Genomic DNA, 13,327 nt, shown 5'->3' with positions numbered 1-13,327 from the left:
GACGGTAGCGCCGGACGCGCGTGCGCGGGCGGGATCGCGGGAACCGGCGGGAGTCTCCGCGCCGCGGGGGCGGGTCAGGCGGTGGCCGCGGCCGGCTCGGACGGTTCGGCGGACTCGGACGGTTCGGCGGACTCGGACGGGTCCGGGGCGACGAAGAAGTCCGTGACGAAGCAGGTGACCTCGCCGGCCGCGGTACGGCCGATCCAGGTCGGGTAGGCGCCGTCGCCCCAGCCGGAGCTGAACGCGGCGAGGGCGTGCCCTGTCTCCGGGGCGGTGACCAGGTGGGGGCCGGGCGCCCAGTCGCTGCCCTCGAAGGCGTCCCACAGGGGCCCCTCGTCGCCCTCGCACTCGGGGAAGGACGCCTCGGCCGCCGCGTCGTAGAAGCAGCCGGTGCCGGCGTCGACGCCGTAGCCGTAGAACTCCTCGTCGCCGAGTTCGGCCGGGTCCTGGCCGGGGAGCAGGGCGAGCTCCCAGGCGGCGGTGGGTTCGTCGCGGACGACGAGGCGGGCGGCGGCGACCTGCAGGTGGGGGACGTCGGACGGGGGCTCGCCGGGCCGGGTGAGGGTCGCCACGGCCGCCTCGACGCGGTAGCGGCCGGGTTCGACGGAGACCGTGAAGGGCTCGATGTCGCCCTGGCCGAGGTAGACGAACGGGTCGCAGGCCACGACCCGGCCGGTGGGCAGCCACAGCTCGCCCCCGTCGGCGACGTGGATCACGCCCGTCGTTCCCGACTCGTACGCGAAGGTGCTGCCCGGTGTGAACAGCCAGGTGTAGTCACGGGCGGACATCGGCATGGGGGCGCCTTTCCGAGGAGGGGTGTGGACCGGGACCGGCGGGGTCGTGACGGCCGGTGGGCGGCGTGGGGCGCCGCGTTGCCGGAACAGTAACGTCCGGCACCGACAGCCGGTCCGGGGCCGGGACGGCGAAGGGGCGGCACCCGGTGGTTCCGGGTGCCGCCCCTCACGGGCGCGTGGGCCGTCCTACGCGGCCAGCTTCGCCAGCGCCGCGTCGATGCGGGCCAGCGACTTCTCCTTGCCGAGGATCTCCAGGGACTCGAAGAGCGGCAGGCCGACCGTGCGGCCGGTGACGGCGACGCGGACCGGGGCCTGGGCCTTGCCGAGCTTGAGGCCGTGGGCCTCGCCGGCGGCCAGGACGGCCTCCTTCAGGGACTCGGGGGAGGTCCAGTCGGCCGCGTCCAGCTTCTCGCGGGCCGTGCGCAGCAGGGCGTCCGAGCCCTCCTTCATGGCCTTGTTCCAGCCGGCCTCGTCGAAGACCGGCTCGGGCAGGAAGAGGAAGTCGACGTTGTCGGTGATCTCGGACAGGACCTTCAGGCGGGTCTGCGCGTGCGGCGCGATCGCCTGCCACTTGGCCTCGTCGAAGTCCTCCGGCGCCCAGGGGGCGAAGGGGGCCTTCAGCCACGGGCGGCAGCGCTCGGCGAAGTCCTTCACCTCCAGCATGCGGATGTGGTCGCCGTTGATCGCCTCGCACTTCTTGAGGTCGAAGCGGGCCGGGTTGGGGTTCACGTCGGAGACGTCGAAGGCCGCGACCATCTCGTCGATCGTGAAGATGTCCTGGTCGGCCGAGAGGGACCAGCCGAGCAGGGAGAGGTAGTTGAGCAGGCCCTCGGGGAGGAAGCCGCGCTCCCGGTAGAGGTTGAGGGAGGACTGCGGGTCGCGCTTGGAGAGCTTCTTGTTGCCCTCGCCCATCACGTACGGCAGGTGGCCGAACTGCGGGATCCCCTTGGCGATGCCCAGTTCGATCAGCGCCTTGTAGAGGGCGATCTGGCGCGGGGTGGAGGAGAGCAGGTCCTCGCCGCGCAGGACGTGGGTGATCTCCATCAGGGCGTCGTCGACGGGGTTGACGAGCGTGTAGAGGGGGGCGCCGTTGGCGCGGACGATGCCGTAGTCCGGGACGTTCTCCGGGGTGAAGGTCAGCTCGCCGCGGACCAGGTCCGTGAAGGTGATCGTCTCGTCGGGCATGCGGAAGCGGACGATCGGCTCGCGGCCCTGGGCCTTGTACTCCTCGACCTGCGCCTCGGTCAGCTCGCGGCAGTGGCCGTCGTAGCCGGAGGGCCTGCCCGCGGCGCGTGCGGCCTCGCGGCGGGTGTCCAGCTCCTCCTGGGAGCAGTAGCAGTGGTAGGCGTAGCCGCCGTCGAGGAGCTTGCGGGCGACGTCCTTGTAGAGGTCCATGCGCTGCGACTGGCGGTACGGCGCGTGCGGGCCGCCGACCTCGGGGCCCTCGTCCCAGTCGAAGCCCAGCCAGCGCATCGCGTCGAGCAGCTGGTGGTACGACTCCTCGGAGTCGCGGGCCGCGTCGGTGTCCTCGATGCGGAAGACCAGGGTGCCGCCGTGGTGCCGGGCGAACGCCCAGTTGAACAGGGCGGTGCGGACCAGGCCCACGTGGGGGTTACCGGTGGGCGAGGGACAGAAACGGACGCGTACGGAGCCGGGTGCGCTAGCCACGCTTGACAACCTTGTTGGTGAGAGTGCCGATGCCTTCGATGGTGACGGCGACCTCGTCGCCGACGTTGAGGGGGCCGACGCCCGCGGGGGTGCCGGTGAGGATCACGTCGCCGGGGAGCAGCGTCATGGCCTCGGTGATGTTGACGATCAGGTCCTCGATCGGGTGGATCATCTCGCTGGTGCGGCCGAGCTGGCGCTGCTGTCCGTTGACCGTGAGCTGGATGGTCAGGTCGGACGCGGTGGCGAGGTCCAGGTCCGTCTCCACCCAGGGGCCCAGCGGGCAGGAGGTGTCGAAGCCCTTGGCCCGGGCCCACTGCTTCTCGCGCTTCTGCACGTCGCGGGCGGTGACGTCGAGGGCGCAGGTGTAGCCGAGGATCACGTCCTGGACGCGCTCGCGCGGGACCTCGCGGCACATGCGGCCGATGACGACGGCGAGCTCGGCCTCGTGGTGCAGTTCCTGCGAGAAGGAGGGGTACCGGATCTCGTCGCCGGGGCCGATGACGGAGGTGGACGGCTTGAAGAAGGCGAACGGGGCGTCGGGCACCTCGTTGCCGAGTTCACGCGCGTGCTCGGCGTAGTTGCGGCCGAAGGCCACGACCTTGTTGGGGAGCACCGGCGGCAGCAGCCGTACCTTGCTCAGCGGCACCTTGGTGCCGGAGAGCTCGAAGTCCGCGAACGGGATGCCCTTGATGATGTCGAGGACGAGCTCGTCCGGCTGGTCGCCCTCGACCGCGCCGAAGGCTACGTTCCCGTCGATGGAGAACCTGGCGATGCGCACGGGTTGCTTGGCCCCTTGACTGAGCTGGCTGAAGTCTGACGCTCCAGGCTAACGCGACGGGAGCCGGGCGCCTCGCGCATTCCGGGCGGGCGCCCCGCGCCGCCCGGGCGGGCCGTCGCCGGACGCGCCGCGCGGGCGCCCCCGGGTACGCGTCCGGCCGCCGGCGGGAGGCCGGCGGCCGGGGTGCTCCGTCCGTGCGGAGCGGTGCGTACTGCGCGGTGCCCGCTACTCCGCCGCGGCCGTGACCGGGATCTCGTTCAGCACGGTCCGCTTGGGGTTGGCGGTCTGGGCGGGGAGCTCGACGGGGTGCTCCGGCCGCTCCGGCGTCTGCAGCTCGCCGGCGTCCTTCAGGTGCGCCAGCGTGGTGCGCCGCGGGTTGGCGATCTTGTGGAACATCATCGTCGTCTTCACGGTTGTACGAGACCCTGTCGTGTCCGGGCGCCGGGAGGGTCCGGGGACCCCCGCGCGAGCGCGGGTTGTCGGTTTTGCCATCTCTGTAAAGCGTCAGGCTAAACATGCGATTCCCACCCAAGGCGGGGAGGTCCCGCGATCAGCATGTGAGTTTGCTCACTTAAGCAAGGGCAATTCGGTCAATCCAGACCAGTACCTCACCGCAACGAAACGGACATTGGGCACCTGAAGCCATCATTCCGCTCCTGATCATGGCGACTGGGACACCTCTTGGAGTCGGGTGAATTGACCACTTGCGACCGTTTTAGCAAAGATCACTTTCTACGCGCGGTGATCCGCCCCTCACAAGCTGTCACGTAGGTCACGGCCTGTCCCACGGGCCTTGTTGGAGATCCGGCACTGTGCTGGAATTCCACGGACCGCCGCAGGATCGAGCCGGCGCACAGGGGGCGCAGTCAAGCGCCGAGCGGCGGGCGAGATGGGGGAACCAGCGCCGGTCACTCACGACCACCACGGGGGCGTATTCAGGGCGCCCCTATGACGCCGACACCGTGTCCGGCCGTTCACGCGGCGGGGCGCCTGGTCCAGAGGTTGCGACGCTAGTGCAGGGACGTTTCAAGAGGGATGGCAGCGCTTCGGCGGAGCCGGAGCCGCACGGCGGGACTGGCCCCATGGCCGTCAGCTCCTCGCCCCAGCACGCCCAGAACCAGGGCCCGGCCGCGTCCGGCGACGGTTCCGGGCGTTCCGGGCGTTCCGGGCGCCCCGGCGCGTCGTCCCCCTCCGGACCGGCGAACCCCGCGCCGGCGGTCAAGCCGCCGAAGGACCCCGTGGACCCCGGCTCGCGCATGGCCCTGCGCAACTGGCGCATCTCCACGCGTCTGGTGTCGCTGCTCGCGCTCCCGGTGGTCGCGGCCACCTCGCTGGGCGCCATGCGCATCAGCCAGTCCCTGGACGACATGCAGCAGCTCGACAACATGAAGCTGCTGACGGAGATGACGAAGCAGGCCACCGAGCTGGCCGCCGCGCTCCAGGAGGAGCGCGACCAGTCCGCCGGTCCGCTGGCCCACGGCTCCAAGGCCAGCGCCCTCTCCGTCAAGGGCGACCGGGAGAAGACCGACCGGGCCCTGAAGAACTTCCTCGAGAGTTCCGAGGAGATCGACAGCGCCAGCAAGGACGGCTCCCTCCACGGCGTCCGGGACAGCCTCGTCGGCCTCGCGAGCGACCTGAACGACCTGAACAAGATCCGCAGCACCGCCTACGAGTCCAGGGAGAACTCGACCCGGACCGTCGACGCCTACCACCGCCTGATCACCAACCTGCTCGACCTCTCGCAGGACATGGCGGAGGCGACCAGCAACCCGGAGATGATCCAGCGCACGCGCGCCCTGGCGGCGTTCTCGACCGCCAAGGAGTACGCCTCCGTGCAGCGCGCGGTCATCGCCGCGGCGCTGCCCGCGAGCAACAACAGGGCCGGTGACCTCTCCGAGAACGACCGGCTCTACGCCGAGGCCGCGCTCCAGAGCCAGCGTTCCGAGCTGCGCAGCTTCACCAGCATCTACGGCGACGGCGCCGAGGATCTCCTCAAGCCCATCGACCAGGGCAACCCGACGATCGAGGCCTCCGACAAGTACGCGGGCCGCGTGCTGAGCACCGACGGCGCCATCGAGAGGATCGAGAAGCGGTCCTACCAGGACTGGCTGGACGACAGCTCCACCAAGATCCAGCAGATGAAGAACATCGAGCACTCGCTGCTGGAGGACATGGAGCAGAAGGCGCGTGAGCTGCACAGCGAGTCGGAGCGCGAGGCGATCATCTCCGGTGCGCTGATCCTGCTCGTGCTCGGTGTGTCGCTGGTCGGCGCCTTCGTCATGGCCCGCAGCATGATCCGCTCGCTGCGTCGGCTGGAGGACACCGCGACCCGGGTCGCCCAGAACCGCCTGCCCGAGCTGGTCAAGCAGCTGTCGGAGTCCGACCCGCAGGACGTGGACACCTCCGTGGAGTCGGTCGGCCTGCACTCCCGGGACGAGATCGGCCGGGTGGCCGCGGCCTTCGACGACGTGCACCGCGAGGCGGTCCGCCTCGCCGCCGAGCAGGCCCTGCTGCGGGGCAACGTCAACGCGATGTTCACCAACCTCTCGCGCCGCTCCCAGGGTCTGATCCAGCGCCAGCTCTCGCTCATCTCCGAGCTGGAGTCCCGCGAGGCCGACCCGGACCAGCTCTCCTCGCTGTTCAAGCTCGACCACCTCGCGACGCGCATGCGCCGCAACGGCGAGAACCTCCTCGTCCTCGCCGGTGAGGAACCGGGCCGCCGCTGGACCCGCCCGGTCCCGCTGGTCGACGTGTTGCGTGCCGCCGCCTCCGAGGTGGAGCAGTACGAGCGCATCGAGCTGTCGTCCGTGCCCACCACCGAGGTGGCCGGCCGGGTCGTCAACGACCTCGTGCACCTGCTCGCCGAGCTGCTGGAGAACGCGACCTCGTTCTCCTCGCCGCAGACCAAGGTCAAGGTCACCGGTCACGCGCTGCCCGACGGCCGCGTCCTGGTGGAGATCCACGACACCGGCATCGGTCTGTCGCCGGAGGACCTGGCGGCGATCAACGAGCGGCTCGCCTCTCCCCCGACGGTGGACGTCTCCGTCTCCCGCCGCATGGGTCTGTTCGTGGTCGGCCGCCTGTCGCAGCGGCACGGCATCCGCATCCAGCTGCGCCCCTCCGACTCCGGTGGTACGACCGCGCTGGTCATGCTGCCCGTCGACGTCGCCCAGGGCGGCAAGAAGCCCCAGCCCAAGCAGGGCCAGCCGGGCGCGGGCGGTCCGGCCGCCGCGCAGGCCGCGGCCGGTGCGGCGGCGGCCCGGCGGGCGGCGGCCGGTCAGGGCGGCGGTCGCGGGCCCGGCGCTCCCGGGGCCGGTGCCCCGGGCGGCCTGCTCGGCGGCGGCCAGGGTCCGCGCACCGCGCTGCCCGGGCGCGACGGCGGCCGTCCGGGCCAGCCGGGCGGACCGCGGGGCCGGCAGGCTCCGGCGGCGCCGCAGCAGGGCCGTCCGGCTCCGGCCGGAACGGGTGCCGACGCCGGTGCCGGTGCCGGTCAGGCGCCGGGTGCCCCGCAGGGCCTGCAGGCCGCGGGCCTGAACGCGCCGCAGCGCCCGGACGCCTTCGGCGGTCGCGGCCCCTCCGCCGGCCTCGACCAGCCCCGGCCGGGCACGGCCCCGACGCGGCGGCGCGGCAAGGGCGGGTCCGGCGGCGACGCCGAGCGAGGCCGCCGGCCGCAGCTGCCGGCGCGCGGTGGCCCGCGGGCCGAGCTGCCCGGCGGCAGCCCGCAGCCCCACGTGCCGAGCTGGGGCGACGACAACGCCCGGCCGCCGGTGCCGCGCGCCTCGCTGGATGCTCCGCGCGGCCACGAGGAGCCGGACGTCTCCTCGACGTCCCGCATGCCGCGCCTCGACGACCGCCGGGGCCCCGGTGCCACGGCGGAGATACCGGCGTTCCCGGCGACCGGCGACCGGCAGGGTCCCGGCTCGACCGCCGAGTTCGCCCGCCCGGACTTCGGCGCCCCGGCTCCCGGCGCCGGCGACCCGCAGCACACCGGCGGGTTCCCCCTGCCGGAGGCTCCCGCCGACCGGTTCGGCCGCGACGGCGCCGACGACCCGCAGAACACCGGGGCGTTCGCCCGCACGGACGTCTTCGGCACCTCCGCGGGTACGTCCGCAGGCACCTCCGCGGGCATCTCCGCGGGGCAGAACGATCCCGCCTCCGCGGACCGGTTCGCCGCCCCGCAGGCGTACGACAGCGGCTCCACGGGCCGGCACGCCCTGCCGGAACGCGCCAACCCGTCCGAGACGACGGGCCGGTTCGAGCAGCCGCAGGCCGGCGGCGCGCACGCGCAGTCCGGCTTCACCACTCCCCCGGCACGACCCGCCCGCCAGGAGCCCGAGGCGCTGCCTCCGGCGTCCGGTGCCGGCGACGGCCGTACGCCGCTGTACGACACGCTGGAGACCAACTGGTTCCACGGCGAGCAGCGGCCGCAGGACGGCGGCCCGGCGGCCGAGCCGCAGCAGCGGCCGCAGGAGCCGCAGGAGCCGCAGGCGTCCTCCCCCGCGGCCCGGCGGCCCGCCGCCACCGCCTGGCGCAGCTCGCCGAACGACGAACTCGTCCGGCAGGCCGAGCGGGTGCGGCAGCCGGCCGCGGGCGGGGTCACCACCTCAGGCCTGCCGCGCCGGGTGCCCCGGGCCAACCTCGTGCCCGGCACGGCTCAGCAGCAGCCGACCCAGAGCGGTCCGCAGATCTCGCGCGCGCCCGACGACGTGCGTGGCCGGCTGACCAATCTCCGTCGGGGTATCGCACAGGGCCGACAGGCGGGAGCCGCCCAGACCGGCAGCTACCCGCGGCCCACTCACCAGCAGGAGCGTTAGTTGAGCCCGATGAGCCAGGCGGCACAGAACCTGAACTGGTTGATCACGAATTTCGTGGACAACACCCCGGGGGTGTCCCACACCGTCGTGGTCTCCGCCGACGGACTCCTTCTGGCGATGTCCGAGGGCTTCCCGCGCGACCGCGCCGACCAGCTCGCGGCCGTCGCCTCCGGCCTGACCTCGCTGACCGCCGGGGCATCCCGGATCTTCGAGGGCGGCACCGTGGCGCAGACGGTCGTGGAGATGGAACGGGGGTTCCTCTTCCTGATGTCCGTCTCGGACGGCTCGTCCCTGGCCGTGCTCGCCCACTCGGAGTGCGACATCGGCCTCGTCGGCTACGAGATGGCACTCCTCGTCGACCGCGCGGGGGCGGTACTCACGCCCGACCTGCGCGCCGAACTGCAAGGCAGTCTGCTCCACTGATCGGCCCCGGCACCACCCACCTCACCAAATCACCGTCCGGCCGCCACAATCCCCCCACCGGCCCCGTCAGACGGCTTGACTGACCGACTTGCTGTCCTGCCCGGAGGATCCATGAACCCGCCCACCGCCTCTCATGATCCGTACGCGGAGCCGTACGAGGACGAGGGCGACCAGCCGCTGGTCCGTCCCTACGCGATGACCGGCGGCCGGACGCGGCCGCGCTACCAGCTCGCCATCGAGGCGCTGATCAGCACGACGGCCGACCCGGCCGTGCTCATGAGCCTTCTTCCGGAGCACCAGCGCATCTGCCACCTGTGCCGCGAGGTGAAGTCGGTCGCCGAGGTGTCGGCGCTGCTGAACATGCCGCTGGGTGTGGCCAGGATCCTCGTCGCCGACCTCGCGGAGGCCGGGCTCGTCGCCATCCACCAGCCCGGCGGCGACGAGAACGCCGGCGGTGCGCCGGACGTGACACTGCTCGAAAGGGTGCTCAGTGGACTTCGCAAGCTCTGACGAGGGCCGGTCGACCACCTCCGCGAAGATCGTGGTGGCGGGCGGCTTCGGCGTGGGCAAGACCACGTTCGTCGGCGCCGTCTCCGAGATCGATCCGCTGCGCACGGAGGCCGTCATGACGTCCGCCAGCGCCGGGATCGACGACCTCACCCACACCGGGGACAAGACGACCACGACGGTCGCCATGGACTTCGGCCGCATCACGCTCGACCAGGACCTGATCCTGTACCTGTTCGGCACGCCCGGCCAGGACCGCTTCTGGTTCATGTGGGACGACCTCGTGCGCGGCGCCATCGGCGCGGTGGTCCTGGTCGACACGAGGAGGCTCGCCGACTGCTTCCCCGCCGTCGACTACTTCGAGAACAGCGGACTGCCCTTCGTCATCGCCCTCAACGGCTTCGACGGCCGGCAGGCGCACACGCCGGACGAGGTCCGCGAGGCCCTGCAGATCGGCCCCGACACCCCGATCGTCACCACCGACGCCCGCCACCGCGCGGACGCCAAGGGCACGCTGATCACGCTCGTGGAGCACGCGCTGATGGCACGGCTGCGGTAGCGGCCAAATCGGCTGCGGACCGCGGCAGTTGCCGGGTCGCCGTGCGGCGCCGTGGGACCGGCTGTGTCCTTTGACACGGTCGGCTTCGATGTTCATAACGTTTCGGCAGAGGAATCGGGTGGTACAACCACGCGTCGCGCACATCCGGTCTCACTGTGCTCACGAACGCCCCGTCTTTTGACGGGGCTCGCTCTTTATGACCGTTTTATCGGGCGCTTTCCTCACACGGAATCCCCTGGTCCCACTGTTTGGAAGAGCACTGGTCGTCGTGCTGGAATGCCTGAACTGCCCCCTGGTCAAAGACGTACCCAGTCGTACTGCGTACTCGATGGCGTACCGGGCTCTGAGACACTGCGGCACAAGGTTGGTGCCGACCGCCGAGAGGTTGTTGGTCGAGTGAGGCGAAGCAAGAACAGTCCCGAGCCGTCGACGGCCCGGGGCAACTTCACCCCGCCGCCGCGCACAGCGGCGCCCGCCCCCGCGCCGGGTCCGGAACCGACGGCCACGCCCGCCCCGAGCGGCGGCCGTTTCTCCCCGCGCAACTGGCGGGTGACGACCCGGCTCAACGCGATCCTCCTCATACCCGTACTGGTCGGCCTGGTCATGGGCGGCTTCCAGGTGACGAGCTCGATCGACACCTGGCAGGAGGCCGAGGACGCCGAGAACACGGCGCGCCTGGTGCAGACCTCCCTGGCGTACGCCGACGCCCTCTACAACGAGCGTGACGTCTCCGCGGCCCCGCTGCTGCAGGGCAAGGGCCAGGACGACAAGACCGTCGCACAGGTCCGCAAGGCCACCGACAAGGCCGCCGACGCCTTCGACGAGGCGGCGCAGCAGATGCCGCAGAAGCCGGGCCTGGAGCGACGCCTGAAGCTGTTCCGCGAGCAGGAGCCCAAGCTCCAGACGCTGCGCGCCGCCGCCTACACCTCCAAGCTCAAGGGCGTGGAGACCCAGGAGGGCTACACCCAGGTCGCCCACCCCCTGATGGAGTTCGCCAACGAGCTCGGTCTGGGCACCGGCAACATCACCTCCTACGGCCGTACCGTCTACGCGATGTCGCTGACCAAGGCGGCGCTGTCGCTGGAGCGGTCCATCGGCATGCAGCTGCTGATCAAGCCGGGCCCCGAGCCCGGCCACCTGGCCAGCCAGCGCGTCGCCCTGTCGTCGTACGCCTACCTCGAGCGCATCGCCATGGAGGAGTACCTCGGCGGCGGCACCGAGGAGGACGCCGAGAAGCTCGACGAGGCCGAGGCGAAGGTCAGGGCGGACGGCGCGGCCATGGCCAAGGAGGCCAAGGCCAAGGACCCGGACTACGTGCCGCCGCCGTCGAACCCGACGACGATGGTCTCGGAGCTCGCCCAGCTGTCGTCCACGGACCGCAGCGCCCGCGCCGCCCTCGCCCAGCAGGGCATCACCCCCGAGAACTGGTGGGCGGTCAACACCCTCAAGTTCGACGCGTACCGCACGATCGAGACGGACATGACCGATGCCGCGGTGGCCGAGGCCGCCGGCATCGCCGACGACGCCCAGCGCGACGCGATCATCACCGGTGCGATCGTCGTGATCGCCCTGCTCGCCGCGTTCATCCTGGCCGGCATGGTGGCCCGCCAGATGAGCCGCTCGATGCGCCAGCTGCGCAGCGCCGCCTTCGGCATCGCCGAGCAGCGCCTGCCGATGCTGGTCGACCAGCTCTCCCGCACCGACCCCGGCCGCGTCGACACCCGCGTCACCCCCATCCCGATCACCTCGACCGACGAGATCGGCGAAGTCGCCCGCGCCTTCGACCAGGTCCACCGCGAGGCGGTCCGGCTCGCCTCCGAGCAGGCGCTGCTGCGGGGCAACATCAACGCGATCTTCACCAACCTCTCGCGCCGCAACCAGTCGCTGATCGAGGGCCAGCTGAGCCTGATCACCGACCTGGAGAACAACGAGGCCGACCCCGACCAGCTGGAGAACCTCTTCAAGCTGGACCACCTGGCGACCCGTATGCGCCGCAACGGCGAGAACCTCCTGGTCCTCGCCGGCGAGGAGCCCGGCCGCCGCTGGGACCAGCCGGTCCCGCTGGTCGACGTGTTGCGCGCCGCCTCCTCCGAGGTGGAGCAGTACGAGCGCATCGAGCTGTCCGGCGTCCCCGACTGCGAGATCCACGGCCAGGCCGTGACCGACCTCGTGCACCTGCTCGCCGAGCTGCTGGAGAACGCCACCACGTTCTCCTCCCCGCAGACCAAGGTCCGCGTCACCGCGACCCGGCTGCCGGACGGCCGTGTGATGGTCGAGATCCACGACAAGGGCATCGGCCTGACCGCCGAGGACTTCGCGGACATCAACCACAAGCTGGCCAACCCGCCCACCGTGGACGCCGCGATCTCGCAGCGCATGGGCCTGTTCGTGGTCGGCCGGCTGTCCGACCGGCACGGCATCCGCGTCCAGCTGCGCCCGTCGGGCGAGCAGGCCGGCACCACCTCGCTGGTCATGCTGCCGGACGCCATCACGCACGGCGGTGGCGGCGAGCAGCAGGCCGAGCGCGACGAGTTCACCGTCTCGCAGATCATCCCGGAGCAGAACGTCCGGGGCGTCGACCCCCACCAGCAGCCGATGCGCACGGCCGCGGAGCTCGGCTTCGACGACAGCCGCTACACCGAGGTCCCCGACGACCCGCGCGGGCTGAACCCCGTCGGCCGCTCCCTGATGCGTGAGGAGCGCCGTGCGGCCCTGGAGTCCCAGTCGCACGGTCGGCACGCCCCGCAGGCGGCGCAGGACGCCCAGGAGACCGCGTACGCCGACCAGTTCACCGGTCAGCACCCGCAGCCCGGTTACGACGACGGCCAGGACGGCTACCCGCAGCAGCACACGGCCGGGTACGACCAGCAGCACCAGACGTACGACGAGCAGCAGGCGTCCTACGACACCGGGCAGCACCAGACGTACGACGAGCAGCAGGCGTCCTACGACACCGGGCAGCACCAGACGTACGACGAGCAGCAGGCGTCCTACGACACCGGACAGCACCAGACCTACGGCGACCAGCAGGCGTCCTACGACACCGGACAGCACCAGACCTACGGCGACCAGCACTTCGCGCAGAACGGCGGCCTGCCGCAGGGCGACGGCTTCCGGCCGAACGGCGGCTACCCCGAGCCCGCGTACACCGAGCCGCTCCAGGAGGAGCCCGCGGCGGCCGGTACCGGTGCGCCGGAGAGCTTCCCGGCCTTCGAGCAGCGGCGTCACCAGGACGACTGGCCGCAGCAGGACGCCTACCAGAACGGCTACCCGAACCAGTACCCTGCGGGTGCCCCCGAGGCGGAATCCGCGCAGGCCGCTGACGGCGGCGAGGCGGACCACGTAGGCTTCGACCGTCCGGGACCGGCTCCCTCCGCCGTCCACGAGATGACCGGCGCCGGGCTTCCCCGCCGCGGTTCCACCGGGGGCGGCGCGGGCGGCACGCAGCCCGTGCAGCAGGAAGCGCCGGCTTCCACCCCGGAGAACGACGGCGACTGGCGTTCGGCCAACGACGAGCGCTGGCAGCAGGCCGCTCAGCTCCGGAAGCCCAAGGCGGGCGGGGTGACCTCCTCCGGCCTGCCGCGGCGGATTCCCAAGGCCAACCTGGTCGACGGCTCCGCCGAATCCACCGCCCAGGGCGGCCCACAGGTCTCCCGCGCCCCGGAGGACGTCCGGGGCAGGCTGAGCAACCTGCGGCGCGGCGTCCAACGAGGCCGCAGCGCAGGCAGTGAAACGAACGGCCAGGGCTTCGGTCCTGACAGCACCTACAACCAGGAGCGTTAGT

9 protein-coding genes are annotated in these 13,327 nt (G+C 71.8%); 5 read left to right on the top strand and 4 right to left on the bottom strand.

Annotated elements, in window-relative coordinates; all coding sequences use genetic code 11:
- Nucleotides 1-74: 74 nt before the first annotated feature.
- From ABZ340_RS08375 to ABZ340_RS08360, 4 genes are all read right to left on the bottom strand, one after another.
- Nucleotides 75-794 (bottom strand): DUF4241 domain-containing protein, encoded by a 720-nt coding sequence (locus tag ABZ340_RS08375; protein WP_358780969.1) that lies wholly within the window; start codon nucleotides 792-794, stop codon nucleotides 75-77.
- Nucleotides 795-980: 186 nt separating this feature from the next.
- Entirely contained in the window at nucleotides 981-2,462 is a 1,482-nt protein-coding gene (gltX, locus tag ABZ340_RS08370) for a glutamate--tRNA ligase (RefSeq protein WP_358780968.1), read from the bottom strand.
- Nucleotides 2,455-3,240, bottom strand: a complete 786-nt coding sequence (locus ABZ340_RS08365; RefSeq protein ID WP_358780967.1) for a fumarylacetoacetate hydrolase family protein — start codon at nucleotides 3,238-3,240, stop codon at nucleotides 2,455-2,457. Before ABZ340_RS08365 ends, gltX begins: the two co-directional genes overlap by 8 nt.
- Before the next feature lie 225 nt (nucleotides 3,241-3,465).
- Nucleotides 3,466-3,651 carry a hypothetical protein gene (locus ABZ340_RS08360; protein ID WP_358780966.1) on the bottom strand — a complete coding sequence of 62 codons (186 nt, stop codon included), beginning with the start codon at nucleotides 3,649-3,651 and terminating at the stop codon, nucleotides 3,466-3,468.
- A 602-nt stretch (nucleotides 3,652-4,253) separates the two neighbouring features.
- On the opposite strand from ABZ340_RS08360, the gene ABZ340_RS08355 reads away from it, so the two are divergent.
- From ABZ340_RS08355 to ABZ340_RS08335, 5 genes are all read left to right on the top strand, one after another.
- Complete coding sequence (locus ABZ340_RS08355) at nucleotides 4,254-8,054, top strand: nitrate- and nitrite sensing domain-containing protein (RefSeq protein ID WP_358780965.1); 3,801 nt, start codon at nucleotides 4,254-4,256, stop codon at nucleotides 8,052-8,054.
- Nucleotides 8,055-8,063: 9 nt separating this feature from the next.
- Nucleotides 8,064-8,477, top strand: a complete 414-nt coding sequence (locus ABZ340_RS08350; RefSeq protein WP_358781032.1) for a roadblock/LC7 domain-containing protein — start codon at nucleotides 8,064-8,066, stop codon at nucleotides 8,475-8,477.
- Nucleotides 8,478-8,588: 111 nt separating this feature from the next.
- Nucleotides 8,589-8,987: a DUF742 domain-containing protein gene (locus ABZ340_RS08345; protein ID WP_358780964.1), complete on the top strand. Its 399-nt coding sequence runs from the start codon at nucleotides 8,589-8,591 to the stop codon at nucleotides 8,985-8,987.
- Entirely contained in the window at nucleotides 8,968-9,543 is a 576-nt protein-coding gene (locus ABZ340_RS08340; protein WP_358780963.1) for an ATP/GTP-binding protein, read from the top strand. The genes ABZ340_RS08345 and ABZ340_RS08340 overlap by 20 nt, the downstream gene beginning before the upstream one ends.
- A gap of 396 nt (nucleotides 9,544-9,939) precedes the next feature.
- Nucleotides 9,940-13,326 (top strand): nitrate- and nitrite sensing domain-containing protein, encoded by a 3,387-nt coding sequence (locus ABZ340_RS08335; protein WP_358780962.1) that lies wholly within the window; start codon nucleotides 9,940-9,942, stop codon nucleotides 13,324-13,326.
- The last annotated feature ends 1 nt before the right edge of the window (nucleotide 13,327 follow it).

Origin of the sequence: Streptomyces sp. NPDC006134 (genome assembly GCF_040628835.1) — a bacterium.
Lineage (GTDB): Bacteria > Actinomycetota > Actinomycetes > Streptomycetales > Streptomycetaceae > Streptomyces.
Note: the sequence above shows the minus strand (reverse complement) of the source record. Positions and strands in the feature narration are given on the sequence as shown.